Origin of the sequence: Marinobacter alexandrii, assembly GCA_039984955.1 — a bacterium.
Taxonomy (GTDB): domain Bacteria; phylum Bacteroidota; class Bacteroidia; order Cytophagales; family Cyclobacteriaceae; genus Ekhidna.
On sequence record JBDWTN010000001.1, the window covers coordinates 84,903 to 101,376 of the forward strand.

Here is a 16,474-nt window from a genome sequence, read left to right on the forward strand (position 1 = left end):
GAAAATGAAAAGCTTACAACGTACTTTCGACGATTCGTCTAAAAATAAAAACGAATCAAAATTATCAGATGATAAAAATTTATAGGTGTCTAATGTTGAGTTTAAATAATGTTGTTTATTATAGTAAATAGCGAATAGTAGTAGTTGAAAAATTATTGCAACAACATCTTAATTAGTAATTCTGAGCTAATGAAGGTATTTATTGATTCAATTTGATATGTTTCATCTTCCTTAATTATGACCCCATTTTTCACACTATTTCTTTTGCATTCAATGTGAAAAATTGTGATTCTTATCATGTGCAAACTTAGTAGCCTCTACTAGTTAAGCTTGATCACTTTTGTTAAAAAAATCGAATGATCTAACTATTAGACAACCTATCCCTCGCCTTTGACATTCTTGGAGAAATGATCTAACATGATTAATGAAAAAATAGCTTTCTACCTCATATGCTCCCTCACCTTTCTTACAACTATCTGTGCTCAAGACAATACGTTTATTGTAGTTGGTAAAGTCTATTCAAATGTGACTAAGGAGCCACTTCCTTTTAGTACACTCGGACTCCTAAATAACACCAAAGGAACAATATGTAATTCAGTAGGAGCTTACAGACTTATTTTAAATAGAAAGTATAAAGGAGAGGCACTTCATGTCTCATATGTTGGATTCAAGTCTAAGTCAGTAGTGCTTTCTGGGGATAATCAAAAACTCGATATTTATTTGGAAGAAGACAACCAACAATTGAAAGAGGTGACGGTTACAAGCTTGACAGCAGAGGGAGTCTTTAGCCGTGCATTGGATAGTATTCCTAAAAACTATTACGATTCGCCTCATATAAGTAAGGGGTTTTATCGAATTACTTCAAAAAAAGATGATCAGTATGTCCATCTCTCTGAGGCCGTTTTTGATTTGTATCGATCTAAGAAACCAAATAAAAACCAATTTAAGCTAGTTAGGATGAGGGCACTCACGGATGAACGAGCAGCTCATTCGATGGATTTAGGATTAAAACCAAAGAGTATTTTTAATCAAGATGTTGTGAATACATCACTCATTGAAACAATGTTTAAAAAGAAGACAGTCAAGACTCATACGTTCATTCTGGAGGGGATTTACCCCCATGAGGGGAGAGAGGTTTACATCATTTCATTTGATTTGAATGATGGAGTAGACAAGCTTGGTTTTAAAGGGAAGGTTTTTATCGATACAGAAGACTTTGGATTTGTATATGTAGAATATGGTTTGAGCCCGAAAGGTATTCACCATTTTAAGTTCAATGTAGCTTATCGTGCCTTAATGGAGCTGTTTGACATTCATATTGAGGTTTTGAGTCAAACACAAAAGGTTACTTACAAGAAATCTGGAAAAAAATATTATCTAAGTAATGTGATTGAGGATGGGAGTATCTCTATGAGAAGTACGCGTGAGCACTTTAACTTCAGTCTTGATGTTCACGTGGACTATTTGGTGACTTCCCTTCAGCTGAATGATGCAGTGCCATTTGAAAAAGAAGAAATGCTTGGCAAAGAAAAGCTAATCGAATTTCAGCATTCCGAATATGATTCAGTGTTTTGGAATGATCATACAATCATACTCCCAGATACAGACTTCAATGAAATCGCGAAAAAAATTGAATCCAATAATACAGCCGATGATATCAAAAAAGATATCAAAGGACGACTAAGAAAGTATCCTAAAGAAATCAATGCTAGGGTAGATTCAATTCTTACCTTTTACAATAGAAAGGGACTGTTTAATGGAAATGCATTGATTGCGAGAGATAATGAAATAGTTTTTACTGGTCAATACAATAATGAATTGACTAATAACCAAAGGGAGACTCAATTTAGGATAGGATCCACAAGCAAGACATTCACTTCAATGCTAATCATGCAGTTAGAAGCTGAAGGAAAATTGAGCTTTACAGATACCATTGGGAAGTTTATACCGGACTACCGACACGGTCATGTAACTATTGAACAGTTACTCTCTCATCAATCTGGAATACCAAATTATCTGGCAAAGAATGAATATATGGTGCAATTATTTGATCGACCTTATGAGTCTAGAGAGCTTGTAAGCAAATTTTGTAGTGATTCATTGGAATTTGATCCAGGAAGTAAATTCCAATACTCAAATTCTGGCTTTCTACTCCTCGCATATATCGTAGAACAAGTGAGTGGCGTAGATTATAAAACATTTTTGAAAGAACAAATTTTTGATCCAGTCGAAATGAATTCCAGCTCGCATGGATCTCCGAAAGATGCCTCTATGCTTGCTGCAGGCTACTTCTATGGGAAACCAGAAACTTCATACTACTCGGAAAACGTGATTGGGTCAGGCGGCATTGTTTCAACTGTTGATGATTTGTTTTTGTGGAGTAAATCATTGGAAACAGAGCTACTCATCGACTCAGAAAAACTTCAAGAAGCATATGTTCCTAGAGCAGAGTATCTGGATTGGGAAGGAGATTATGGATATGGATGGATGTTGGACAATTACATGTTCAAAGCTTCTAAGAAACATGAAATACATTACCACCCTGGAACAGACCTTGGATTCTTTTCCATGTTTTTGAAGCAACCAGATGAAGGAATTACAGTGATTCTGCTGTCAAATACAGGCCACTTCCCACGTTTTGAAATTACAGATTTGATTTTGAACGAATTGAATTGATTTCCTATGCAGTATTCATCCACCTCCAGAACTTACCTAATAATGTTTTTGGTTCAGGTCGAACACCTTTAGCCTCCTCTTCGATAGGTTCAGTTTCTTGTTTGACTTTTCGTTTGACCTTCTTTGTCGTCTGTGTTTGTTCTAATTTCTGTTGATAATGAGCAGATCTAAGTTCTTTTAGCTTCTGCGCTTCTTGTTCTGTTCTTCTCTTTTCCTCTCGTGCTTCGTAAGCTTCTTGCTTACGTTTGGCTTTTAATCGACGTTTTTCCTTTTCTTCTTCGCTTAGTTGAGGTCGTTGGTATTTTCTTTCACGATTTGATTTTTTTTCTTGCTCTTCTTCGAGTTCAGATTTCTTCTTAGGTTCTGGAAGGTCAACTTTACCCAATACCTTCAAGCCAGACAATTCTTTTTTGGGTGCTTTTATCAGTTTGATTTTAGCAAGTTCGGCTGGTATTTCTTCAGATTCCAACATTTCTAGAAGCTTATCTGTTTGAATCACTTCATCTTCTTTAGGAGTCAAGTCTTCTGACTTTAATTCTTCGATGATAACTCCAGACTCTTCCTTTGCAGGTTTTTCTTGAATGTAAACTGGTTCAATCTCTCCTTCTACTGAAGCAATATCATCCAATGGAGTTTCAGGTATGGTAAGTGTCTTTTCTTTTTGAACAACATACTCAGAGTCTTCTGCATCCCATTCAGACTCCTCTTCAGTGGGTGATTTAGCTTCTTTGGTTTCCGTTATTGGCTCTTCCCTGACATCTTCCGGTTCTTCCTGGATGACTTCCAGTTCTTCCTGAATTACTAGTTCTTTTACCGCCTCTATGCCAAAAAAATCCAAAACATCAGCTTCATCTTGATCATTTAACTTGGTATTGGAGTGAATTTCTTCTGTAGCATCATTTTCTAGATAGGAGATGATGTCTTGTACACGAATGTCATATTTACGGGCTAGTTGTCCTAGTCTCATTGGTATAGGGAGTTTAAGCATAGCAAAGCTAGTGGTTACTTCGCTTTTTTGTAACTCTAAAGCGAGCTAAAAAGTGAAATTTCAGTCAAAGAGTAAAATGAATCAAACACAATTGAATTTATGATTGATGAATGTAGGAATAAACATGCCTGAGTGGTGTCATAACCACATCAAATAGTATCAAGAACAAATAAACTATCCAACACATTAGTTAAGAGAATAGGGAAAATTCAATGGCATAACTAATATTACTTTTTTACTTATAAAATCGATATTAAGTAAGGGAAATGGAGATCATGATTGATATCTTTATGACAAACTCTTAATTAAAATGTATATGAAGAAAATTATTTACGTATTCGCCCTTTTATGTGGATTTGCTTTTTTAACCTCTTGTGGAAGTGATGATGGACCATCAGTAGATCCTATTATTGGTACATGGGAGTTATTTAATGTCTCTTCAAACGTTACTGAGTCTGATTTTGAATATCTAGAGTTTTCAGACCGAGCAAGTCTTTTCGGAGAAGACGTATACAGTATCGAATTTCTCGCCGATGGAACTTACGAACGAATTTTGGAGGAAGTCCCCCTTACTGGAGGATCTATTGGTAATATTGATGATGATGGCGAATGGGAATTGGATGAGGATGGAGACTTATTTTTAGAAGTAGATGGTACTGAAATAGGAGGATTATCTTATGAATATTCAGTAGCTGAAATAACGGGATCTGATCTTATTTTAGAATTTTCAGAAGCGGGCTCAGCGTTTCCCCAAACAAAAATTAATGAATGGTTTGCCGATGGGACAATTGACGGAGATGGTGCCTTTACAGTAACAGATTCTGAATTTGATTCGCTAGCGACTAATTTTTCACAAAATATAAACACTACATTTTCTTTAAAATTTAGTAAGTAGTAATTCGAAATTTTGGCTTAGGCGTAAAATGTTATGAGAGAGGGATTGTCAATTTTACTCCTTATTGTGCTATGTGGCATTGCCTATGCACAATCAACCATCAACGGAAAAATCGTTGATACTACAGGAGAACCTCTTATAGGAGTCACTATTTTCAATGAAACTACTGAAAAAGGGGTAGTCACTGATATTGAAGGAAACTTCGTATTGATGATGTCACGAGGAGATGCACTAGTAGTGAAGATGCTAGGTATGAAAGAACAACGTATCTCATATAGCGGACAATCCTCACTCAGTATTACTTTAGAAGAAGAAGTGACTTCCATTGGAGAAGTAGTGATTACAGGGTTCCAAGAAGTCAACAGGAAACTATTCACGGGTGCTGCAGAAAGCTTGAAGATGGATGATATTCGTCCTCAAGGTATGGTAGACGTTAGTCGAGTTCTGGAGGGACAAGTGGCGGGAGTAAATGTAGAGAACGTTTCTGGTACATTTGGTACAGCGCCAAGGATACGAATTAGGGGAAATGCGTCTATTAACGGGAATAATCAACCACTTTTTGTTATTGATGGAGTGATATTGGAGGATTTGGCAAATGTCAATACAGATGATCTTATCTCCGGGAATGCCAATTTGTTGGTGAGCTCTTCTATTGCTAACCTAAACCCCAATGATATTGAATCATTTCAGATCTTAAAAGATGCTTCAGCTACAGCTATTTATGGCGCACGGGCGGCCAATGGAGTTGTTGTTATTACAACCAGAAGGGGAAAAAGTGGAAAATTGCAAGTGAATTACAGTGCCAACTTTTCAGGGAAGTTGCGACCTACTTACAATCAATTTGATCTACTGAATTCTGCAGAGGAACTTTCTGTTTATCGGGAATTGGCAAACAAAGGTCTGATTGATATCAGTACAGCTGTGCGAGCACGGAACTTCGGAGCAGTAGGTAAGATGTTCAGTTTGATTGCAGCGAAAGATATTCCCTGGGGACCTGGAGGAACTCTCAACGAATCCTTTTTGAATCAATACGAAAATGCAAATACAGATTGGTTTGGTACATTATTTCGAGATTTAGGCCTTCAACAACAGCATTCCTTAAGTTTTACCACTGGAAGCGAAAAGGCTAATAATTATTACTCTTTTAGCTATTTAAATGATCAAGGTCAAACGATAGCAGATCGAGTAAGTCGTTTTACTGGAACTGCTAGAAACACTTATTTCATATCAGATAAATTCACTTTTGGCCTTAAATTAAGTGCTAGTTATAGAGATCAGAAAGCACCAGGTACGCGCAATAGAGAGTTAGATCCAATAACAGGACAATTCAATCGAGACTTTGATATCAATCCTTACAGCTACAGTCTCAATACTGCAAGATCCATACGCCCTTTTGATGAAAATGGTGACTTAGAGTTTTTTAGGAGAAATTTTGCCCCTTTTAATATTTTAGACGAATTAGACAATAACTTCATTGACATTCGTGTAGTCGACATTTCTGCTCAGACTAATTTTGATTTCGATCCGATAGACAACTTGAGTATAAAAGGGGTGTTTCAGGTGAGATATGCTGATACTCGAAGAGATCATGTAGTAACTGAGCGTTCCAATCAAGCGGAAGCTTTCCGTGCTGATGGTACGCAGTTTATTCAAGATGCCAACAATCTGCTTTTTAATGACCCAAATAATCCTGGACTTAATCCAGTGGTGGTATTGCCCGAAGGAGGATTTAATTTTCAAGATCAAAATGACTTATTCAACTTTTTTGGGCGTATGAGCGCAGAGTGGTCTAAGACATTTAACTCTGTGCATCAAATAAATGCACTTGCTGGACAAGAACTACGATTTACAAATAGATCCTCTACTAGTGCTACTGGTTTGGGAGTTGTATTTGGAAGTGGGGGAGTCGTTGCGACGGACCCTAATATCATAGAGTTTTTTAATCTTCAAAACATCGATTATTTCTCCATTGATGAAGAACGTGATCGATTTGTAGGTTGGTTTTTAAATGGAGGCTATTCGTACAAATCGAAATACGTAGCAAATTTCACGTTGAGGTACGATGGTTCAAACCAACTTGGCAGAAGTAGACAAGCTCAATTTCTCCCAACATGGAATGTAAGCGGCGCATGGAATGTGTTTAACGAATCTTTCGCTGAAAATATGCCGGTACAAAACCTTAAGTTAAGAGCAACTTATGGCGTTTCAGGAAATCTTCCTCCTAATGCTAGCGCACTTTTGAATATTCAATCAGACATCACTATTCGCCCGACAGATGTAGAACCAGTTCTATTCATTGAAGATCTTACGAATACAGAATTAACTTGGGAGAAGCTACAAGAGTTTAATATAGGTGTTGACTTTTCCGTATTGGATGGAAGAATAGGAGTGAACTTTGACTACTACAAAAGAACTTCGTTTGACTTGATAGGTACAGTACAGACCAGTGGAGTAGGAGGTCAGGGGCTGAAGGTTGGAAACTTTGCTGATATGGAAATAAATGGGTTTGAATTTACCGTCAACTCATTAAATATGGAAAGAGAAAATTTTAGCTGGCGAACGAACTTTAATATGGGGTATAGTCAGGATCGAATTACAAAACTTGACTTTGGTCCGCGTTTCGTAGATGCCATTGGTCAAGCAGGAGCTGCGGTTCTAGGTAGACCTAGGAGGTCATTGTACTCGACCGATTTTGCGGGATTGAATAATGCAGGTATCCCTACCTTTTTTGGTAGTGAAGGACAACAAGTATTTGAATTCGATCTACAAAATAGAGAAGGATTGGAAGAGACATTGATATTTGAGGGATCAACTGAACCTAGAGGATCAGGAGGCTTTACTAACACTTTTAAGTATAAACAATTCACTCTTTCAGTATTGTTGTCATATAAATTTGATTATAAAATTCGACTGAATGACGCCTTCTTTTCAAGTTATACTGATTTCGACGCATTACCAGGCGAGTTAGTAAATAGATGGGCAGTTCCGGGAGATGAAGATATTACAGATATTCCAGTCATTCTTGATGCGAATACCTTGGCACAAGGAGGAAGTACGGTTCAAGCCTATCAATTATATAATAAAAGTACTGTTCGAATAGCAGACGGAGATTTTGTGCGATTGAAAACGGTAAGATTAAGTTACAATGTGCCATCAGGCTTTACGGAGCGTTTAGGGTTTAGCAATTTTAATATATCTGTTGAAGGACAAAATCTTGCTCTTTTATACTCCGATAGAGAAAATTTAAGAGGGCAGGATCCCGAGTTTTTTAGTACAGGTGGTATTGCGTTACCACAACCTAGATTGATTACTTTTTCATTAAATGTGGGCTTTTAGATGAGAAACATAAAATTGAAATTGGTAAACCTTCCAACACAAATTTTGTGTTTAACATTAGTGCTTGCTATAGGTGCATGCAGTGATTTTTTAGATGAAGATCCGGATAATAGAGTAGAGGTAGATAACTTAGAAAAAGCAGCACAGCTTTTAGTAAATGCATACTCTTTAGCTAGCCCAAATTTCACCGATTGGATGACTGATGACGTTCAATTCACTTTGGGAACAACACAGAGACTTAGTCATGAGCAGATATATAAATGGGAAGATGTTACCACAGGGCCTACAGATGCCGATACTCCTGATTTTTTTTGGTTCCAGACATATGAAGCCATTGCTCATGCGAACGAAGTGTTGCAATTACTGGAGGACTTACCAGTAGATACGGGCGAAGATCAAGCAAGAAGAGATGCCATAGAAGCTGAAGCACGCCTGACTAGGGCATACGGTCATTTCATGTTGGTTAATCTTTTCGGTCAGCATTTTGATGCTAATAGTAATTCTGATGGAGTCCCATACATCAAAACTCCTGAATCTACTTTCCTAGCTGAATATGAGCGTAAATCTGTTCGCAGAATTTATAGCGAAGTTGAGGATGATTTATTAATTGGATTGGATTTAGTAGACGATAGTTTCTTTGAGAATTCTGGAAAATATCATTTTAACAAAAATGCTGCGTTAGCCTTCGCCTCTCGATTTTACTTATTTAGCGGAGAATTTATTAAATGTGTTCAGTATAGTGATCAGTTATTGGGGTCAAATCCTGAGAATTTCATAAGAGATTTGACGTCAGATAGATTCCAACTAGCTAGTGCATCTGTTGCAGAATACCCCCGCCTATACACGTCACCTGATCTCTCTAGCAACCTATTACTTATTCGGAAAATCTCGTTGGTACAAAGAACTGATTTTGCATATGGTCCTGAACGAAATTTCTATTCTAGTTTATTTGGATCAGGCCCGCTTGGAGGACTAAATGATGAAAGAGAAAATCCAGCCTTTGTAAAAGGGCTTAACAATGTTTACCCAGCTCGCTATGAAGGCTTATTCGAACGCGCAAGCCTTAATTCAAGTGTGGGTTTTCCTTACTACATACATATCGCTTTTAGTGGTGAGGAAGTAGTATTGAATAGAGCAGAAGCTAACGCATATCTTGGGAATTTCGACAGGTCTATCGATGATATTCAAGCACTTAGTGAGAAACGTTTTAGTGGAGGAACACCTTTGCTCACCAGAGAAGTGCTAAGCGATTTCTATAATAGTGGTAACGATTTGAACAATATTCTTTCTTATTTGATTTTTCTGGAAAGAAGAAAAGAATTTATCATGCAAGGAATGAGGTGGTATGATATTAAACGATATCAATTAAGTGTTGAGCACGATTTAATCGATGGGTCATTGATTCAGCTCAATGAAGACGATCGAAGAAAAGCATTGCAAATTCCACAATCTGCTATAGATGTAGGTGGATTGGAACCAAACCCTAGATGATATGAAGCAGAGAACTTTGAAAAAAGCAATTCAAATAGCTGGTTTAAGTTTTTTGATGGTTATATCCATGATCAGCTGCTATCCTGAGGAAGCCTTGAACGAGCCGGTAAAGGACACAGATGATGGTATTAAAACCGAATTAGATCAATACATCGAAACTAATTTCACGGAAGAGTATGGAATGGCTATTCGGTATCGATTTGTAGATAATTATGTAGATGTAGGAGAGCGTGTAAGTCCACCTCAATTGGAGATGGTAAGACCTATGCTAGACTTCATAGATGAGTTTTGGATTGATCCATATATGGATATACCAGGAGGTGAGGCTTTCTTTAGAGATCATGTGCCTTCTGAAATTATTCTTTTAGGAGGTTTGATTTACAATACGGATGGAACAGTGGTTTTAGGAACTGCTGATGCAGGCGCTCGTATCACGCTCACAAATGTCAACGCTGTTGATCCAGAGGACGATGATTGGAGAACGCTACAATTGCAAACAGTGTATCACGAATTTGCGCATACGGTTCATCAATTGTACAAACTTCCAAATGCTTTTGAAACAATCTCTCCAAGGGGATACACAGGGCCAGGGTCTTGGTTTGTGTTAACAGATGAGGAAGCCTTGCAGCGCGGATTTGTTTCTCCTTATGCGACAAGTTCACCAAATGAGGATTTTGCTGAGACTGTAGCTTTTTTTCTTTTTGACCGTGATTTTGATGCAAATTTCATGACTCAAGATGATACCTGTGCTACAAGTGATTGTGCATCTGCAAACGAAGGAAAACTAATGGTAACAGAAAAACTGGCAGCTATTGATGATCATTATCAACAAGTTACAGGTATCAGTCTAGTGGAATTACGAGAGGCAATACAAAATAGGTTGCCATGAGCAAAGTTTTAGTAATACTTTTTTTTGTTTGTCTCATATTAGGATGTAATAATTTTGATGATGAAAATTTGCCTTCATTTGATGACAGAACAAGGGTTGCAATAGATGACCTTAGACAAGAATTGGTCAGCGTATCAAATGGGTGGAGGCTGGATTATTCACCTAGCAGTGAAACAGGGACGTTCGTTGTTTTTTTAAACTTCATGGAGGATGGAACTGTGCGAATACAATCAGATATTTCGGCCCAAAATGGAGAGCTTCAAGATCAAATTGTTTCATATCGCATCGATAGTTCGCAAGGTTTAGAACTCATCTTTGAAACCTATTCTATTTTTCATTTTTTGTTTGAACTTCAGCGGGCAACTTTTGGTGGAGAATTTGAGTTTGTTTTCAGTCAAAAATCAGAAGACAATCTTATTTTTCGTAGTAAAACTGATAACATTTTTGGAGAGGTTACTATCGCGACATTAACTCCTGCGGGAGCAAATGAGGATAATCTGATTTCGACAGCAATAGAAAACTCTTTGAGACAAGGTATTTTCCAAACAGAAAACCTAGCTGGCATCAGTTCCTTTTCAACTTTCAATATTTATATGCCAGCAGATGATATAACGATCTCTACTACTTTCGATATTAATGGAAGGAGAATGAAATTTCATGGAGCTGCTTCCGGGCGGACAATGACTGACATCATCTCAAGAAATGAGAATGTGAATATTGATAGACTTATTGGTTATCGTTATGAAAATGAAACCATAATTCTAGATAGTGAAGTCAGCGTTTCAGTCGGGGGGACCTCTTATTCTATTTCTCAGATACCAGTCGGTGGTTCTTCAGCATTGTCAGAAGAGTTTTGTGCAGGTCAAACATATGATTTAGTAAGATATACGAGCTCAAGTACTCCAAATTTAGGAGACATAGAAATCACAAGTTCACTTTTTCAGACGCAAAGTAATTTTCGTTCAGGTACTGATGTGTTCTTTAGTATCGATTTTCCTTTGTTCGTTTATAACGAGTCTGATGAAATACTCACTGAACAAATTCAGTCGATCTTTCCAGATGTAGCTGCGCTACAATGGTATTACGGGTTTGAACTTGCTGAAGATAGTTTACTCAACGCCGTTGGCTTTGTGACTTTAGACGAAACAAATAATGCAAAATTTTATTTGAGAGGATTTGATTATACTCAAAATGGCAATCATATTAGCCTAACTTTCAATGGAGAAAACTTCATAACTGATGATGAAGTGACCGAGCAACAAATAGCAGGTCTAGAAGCATTGACCGATGAGATTTTTGCAGGAGGAGAGGTGTTTATACTAGAGGCCTTACCTATAGAAGGATTATTTGAATACTATAATCCTTGCAACAGGTATAAGGGATTTGTCAATTGAGCTCTCGCATCATCCAAGTTTCAAAAAATGTTGTAAGAGAACAATGATTGATTTATTTTATGATCAATGAAGGATGATAATTAGATAAAACCAGCTTTCTGAAAGTGAAATTAAAAATGCCTTAAAAAGTTAGTTCTACACTAACCTTTTAAGGCATTTAATACTAAAAAAATGTAGGTTTAGTCTACTTTGATAACATTAACTGGGGTGCTTTCCGTACTTCCTACTTTCGTTTTGAGTACATATACACCGCTATTTAAACCTGTTATATCAAGTGTTAATTCGATTAATTGTTCTGTTTTCTGAACATTTCGTTCAAGTACCACCTGACCATTCAGGTTATACAGCTGGATAGATAACCATCCCATATCAGGGCCATTGATATTAATCTGCAAGTCTCGTTGTACAGGGTTAGGAAATATAGTTACCTCTTGTTTTGTCTCCAACTCAGTAGACAGTGGCTCCTGTACTTCAATGGTAAATGCCTCACTATCGCTAGCTATTCCATCACTAACAGAGATAGTTATCTCATATGTGCCAACCTGCCGAGGGGTCCAATTAAACTCCCCAGTAATCTCATTGAAACTAATGCTGTTAGGTAAAGAACTTGTCGTTTCTAGAGAAAATATGAATGACTCATCAGCATTGGCATCAGTTGCCGTTACTGTGAATGATAGAGGTGTAAAAGCATTTACTGTTCTATTGCCAATGGTAGTAAGAACAGGAGCAATGTTTTCTTCCCGAACTCTGATGGTAAAGATCTCACTTGCGGTTAAATCACCATCGGTCACTTCGACTGTTACATCATGAAAACCTACATCCTGATTATCTACAGTCCAGCTAAAAGCTCCTGTTGCTGCATCGATACTCATACCCTTACCTGTGGAGCTAGCATCTATGCTATATGCAATGATTTGTTCTACAGGATCTCTATCTCTAGCGATGACTGTAAACGCCAGTGTATTAGATTCAACAACTTCTTTATCTCCAATTCTTGAAATGGTTGGTGCGTTGTTAACTTCATTTACTGTAATTGTTAGGCTTTGACTTGCACTAAGTCCGCCAGCATCTGTTACTGTGACCGTTACATCATTCAAACCATCATAATCTTCACCAGGCTTCCAGCTAACTTCTCCAGAGTTAAATACGGTAACCCCTTTATTCCTTGATAATTGATCTACAGTCCAGGTGAATGTATCACCAACATCAACATCTGAAACAGAAGTAGAGAAAGATACTACTTGGCCTTCATTTGTGATTTGATCCGCAATAGGAGTCAGGGTTGGCACGTCGTTGACATTTACAACTTCGAGTTCAAAAATATCTATAGCTGATGTTCCAAGGTCATCAAAAGCCGTTAGTTCAACAGAAAACGTCGCTACATCATCATTGGTAGGTGTTCCTGAGAATGTGTTTGAGATATCGTCATAAGTCAACCAGCCTGGGAGGCCACCACCACTTTCAAGCGAAGCTTCATATCTCAATTCGGTGCTTAAATTTAAATCCCTAAATGTATTTTCAGGCACTTCGAAATTGAAGTTATCATCTTCAAAAGCTTCAATACGCACAATAGGATTTACTAATTCCGGAACTATGTTAGCCAGATCGTATTCATAGATATAGTTAGACGAATTATCCATTACATACATTTTCGTACCATCCGGTTTAAAAGTTAACCCCAAAGAGTTACTAGCCTGACCATTTACATTAAGCCGTTCATCATTCCCGTCGAAGGTGGCTGTTGAAACATCGAAAGCTTCAGCTAATGTGTAAGAAATCACTTGACGATTTGAATTACCTAGTATATACAATTTTGTGCCGTCTAGATTAAAATTCAATGAAAAAGGACTTCCTTCCTGTGAGTTTACCGCAAAACGTTCACCAACGCCATCATACAAAGCGGTAGATACATCATAAGGGCTATCGAGTGTGTAGCTATGTATAAAAGTTCGACCTAATATGAACAATTTAAGTCCATCATTGCTGAATCTCAGATCTCGTGGGTCCGATTCCTGAGGCGAACATGAGAATAGTTCGCCATTTCCGTCATAGGTAACTGTAGACATATCAAAAGGAGTAGCCACTGAATACTGATAAACATTATCTCCTGTTGCACCCAAAACAAACATTTTGGTTCCTTCTGGATTGAAAACAAGTCCGTAGGTTGTACGATCCTGAGATCTTAGTGAAAATGTAATGTTGTCATAGACAGCAGTGGAAATATCATATGCTGAAGCCAAACGGTATTGATTGACCTCATCTCCAGAACTTCCGATAAGAAACATTTTCGTTCCATCTGTATTGAATTGTATTGAGGTAGGTGTAGATTCTTGACTACCAACAAAGAGACCTTCATCAATGCCAGCATAAATAGCATTAGAAACATCATAGGAGTAGCCCGAATAATGATACTCTCCAGCATTAAAACCTCCAATTATCGAATTTCCTCCACCATCTTGAATATCCGTGCCAGTTGTTAACAAGTCAATATCAATCACCCCATCACCTGAAATAGATTCAACTGTAATGATATATTCATTACCACTACCGTTAATGCCAGCTAAACTCGAGCTAACATTTTCAGAACTATTTAGAATGAAGTCTGAGATATCTACACCTGTAACATCTTCTCCAAAGGTCACGATAAAATCTACCGTCGTGTCAAATTGATCTGGACTGTTGGCTAACACAATGTTGCTAACTTTTGGATCTGTCGTTGTAATTGTGGTAGTGGAGTTGTTGCTGGTAGTGAAGGTGCCATCATTGATGACCAACGTGAATCTTGTGATCTCTGGGAAGCCAGAGGTTACTCGATCATCCGTTGGATTGAAAGCGATTGAACGTAGAATGTCCTGCATCTCAGTAGCAGTGGCAGCAGCAATCGCATAAGGACCTGAGCCCGTCAAATCATCACCAGAAAGTATTCCTTTTGCGTTATTATCCAATGTAATAGTGGCAGATACATTCTGATTATTTCCTTCAATGATTATGATATCAGCAAAAGGATTAACAGAGGATCTATCATTTACCTCTTGACCAACCAATACACCCTCAATTTCAGGTGCTACGTCTTTCAAAACATATTCATAAACAAAGTCTGTAGAGGCACCAACGACAAACATTTTAGTACCATCTGGTTTAAAAGTCAATCCATAAGGACTAGGATCTTGAAGGTTTACAGAAAACCGTTCATCATTTCCATTAAAAACTGCTGTTGATATATCGTAAGCTGAGGCTAATGTATATGAGTTAATGTCATCTCCAGAGTTACCCATGACGAACACTTCCATACCATCAATACTAAATGTAAAGGATCTCGGGGTAGACTCCTGACCATTTACAAAAAACCGTTCATCTACTCCATCGAAAACAGAAGTAGACACATCATAAGGACTAGTAAGTGTATACTGGTTGATCACATCACTGGAAAAACCTAGAACAAATAATTTTGTACCATCATGATTGAAGGCTAAGTCTGATGGTGAAGCTTCTTGTCCTGCAACTGAGAATCGTTCAGAATCTCCATCAAAGGTTGCTGATAGCACATCGTAAGGAACTGATAATGTGTATTGACTGATAAAATCACTGGTTTCACCAACAATAAACATTTTTGTGCCATCGTTATTGAATGCTAAACCATATGGATTAGATTCTTGTGCCCTTACAGAAAACGTTCCCGTTGCATCGAAAACGGCAGTAGACACATCGTAAGCGCTAGATAGGTTGTACTGATTGATATCATCACCAGAAGATCCTAGTAAGAACATTTTTAAACCATCAGGAGTGAAGACTAGATCATGCGGATTTCCCTCCTGATTTCCAACATTAAGACCTTCCTCAACACCTAAGTAGACGGCATTAGCAATATCATATGCAAAGCCAGCAATATGATAATCTCGACTTTCAAATCCTCCTATAACCTGATTGCCGGCACCATCTTGAATACCAGTCCCACTTTCATTCAGATTTATACTAATGATTCCATCGCCTGATATAGATGCCACAGTTACAGTATATAGATTATCACTACCACTAACTCCGGATAAACTTGCAGTTATAAACTCTGAGGTATTAAGTGTGAAATCAGAGACGTTTACGCCTGTTACGTTTTCTCCAAAAGTAACGATGAAGTCGATCGTAGTATCAAACCTTCCCGGGTCTCCAACAAGCACAATGCTTTCCACGTTTGGATCCGTACTAGTTATGACGGTTGTTTCGGTATTGTTAGCGATCAAATTGCCATCACTTATGGCTAATGTGAATGTGGTGGTCTCGGTTGATCCAGAAGAGACACGATCATCTGTTGGATCGAATATGAGGTTCCTTAAAATGGTTTGCAATAAATCCGAAGTTGTAGCAGCCACCGTGTAAGGCCCTGTCCCTGTGAGGTCAGCACCAGAGAGCACTCCCTTTGCATTATCATCTAATGTGATCGTAGCTGTTACAGCTTGATTGTTTCCTTCAGTTATCAATATGTCCGCGAAAGGCGCAATCGTAGATCGATCATTGACTTCTTGATCAGCCACTGTTCCATCGATCTCAGGAGCAATATCAAACAGGTTGAATTCATAAATGGCATCTGTAGAAGCGCCTACAACAAACATTTTCGTTCCATCTGGGCTAAAGGCCAAACCAAAAGGAGATGTGTCAAAAGAATTTACAGGAAGTCGTTCCTCTTCTCCATCAAAAACGGCTGTTGAAACATCATAAGCGGTAGATAGTGTATAAGAATTAATGTCATCACCATTACTACCCATGACAAATATTTTTGCCCCATCAGGATTAAAAACAAATGAGAATGGGGT

Annotated in this window: 8 protein-coding genes; 6 read left to right on the forward strand and 2 right to left on the reverse strand. The window is 37.9% G+C overall.

The features are described 5' to 3' along the window. Window positions 1-417: 417 nt before the first annotated feature. The gene (locus tag ABJQ32_00270) at window positions 418-2,676 is read left to right on the forward strand and encodes a serine hydrolase (GenBank protein MEP5288046.1); all 2,259 of its coding nucleotides are present in this window, start codon (window positions 418-420) and stop codon (window positions 2,674-2,676) included. A 4-nt stretch (window positions 2,677-2,680) separates the two neighbouring features. Here ABJQ32_00270 and ABJQ32_00275 read toward each other — a convergent pair whose 3' ends face one another. Next, window positions 2,681-3,643 carry a hypothetical protein gene (locus tag ABJQ32_00275; GenBank protein MEP5288047.1) on the reverse strand — a complete coding sequence of 321 codons (963 nt, stop codon included), beginning with the start codon at window positions 3,641-3,643 and terminating at the stop codon, window positions 2,681-2,683. Between the two features lie 337 nt (window positions 3,644-3,980). On the opposite strand from ABJQ32_00275, the gene ABJQ32_00280 reads away from it, so the two are divergent. The 5 genes from ABJQ32_00280 to ABJQ32_00300 are packed head-to-tail and all read left to right on the forward strand — an operon-like array spanning window position 3,981 to window position 11,669. Then, window positions 3,981-4,559: a hypothetical protein gene (locus ABJQ32_00280; protein ID MEP5288048.1), complete on the forward strand. Its 579-nt coding sequence runs from the start codon at window positions 3,981-3,983 to the stop codon at window positions 4,557-4,559. A gap of 33 nt (window positions 4,560-4,592) precedes the next feature. After that, window positions 4,593-7,895, forward strand: coding sequence for a SusC/RagA family TonB-linked outer membrane protein (locus ABJQ32_00285; GenBank protein ID MEP5288049.1), 3,303 nt, complete (start codon window positions 4,593-4,595; stop codon window positions 7,893-7,895). After that, window positions 7,896-9,386, forward strand: coding sequence for a RagB/SusD family nutrient uptake outer membrane protein (locus ABJQ32_00290; protein ID MEP5288050.1), 1,491 nt, complete (start codon window positions 7,896-7,898; stop codon window positions 9,384-9,386). It abuts the gene before it with no gap. A gap of 1 nt (window position 9,387) precedes the next feature. Beyond that, window positions 9,388-10,275, forward strand: coding sequence for a substrate import-associated zinc metallohydrolase lipoprotein (locus ABJQ32_00295; GenBank protein ID MEP5288051.1), 888 nt, complete (start codon window positions 9,388-9,390; stop codon window positions 10,273-10,275). Continuing rightward, the gene (locus ABJQ32_00300) at window positions 10,272-11,669 is read left to right on the forward strand and encodes a DUF4302 domain-containing protein (protein MEP5288052.1); all 1,398 of its coding nucleotides are present in this window, start codon (window positions 10,272-10,274) and stop codon (window positions 11,667-11,669) included. Before ABJQ32_00295 ends, ABJQ32_00300 begins: the two co-directional genes overlap by 4 nt. Window positions 11,670-11,848: 179 nt before the next feature. On the opposite strand, the gene ABJQ32_00305 is transcribed toward ABJQ32_00300, so the two are convergent. Next, window positions 11,849-16,426, reverse strand: coding sequence for a putative Ig domain-containing protein (locus ABJQ32_00305; protein ID MEP5288053.1), 4,578 nt, complete (start codon window positions 16,424-16,426; stop codon window positions 11,849-11,851). Window positions 16,427-16,474: the final 48 nt, after the last annotated feature.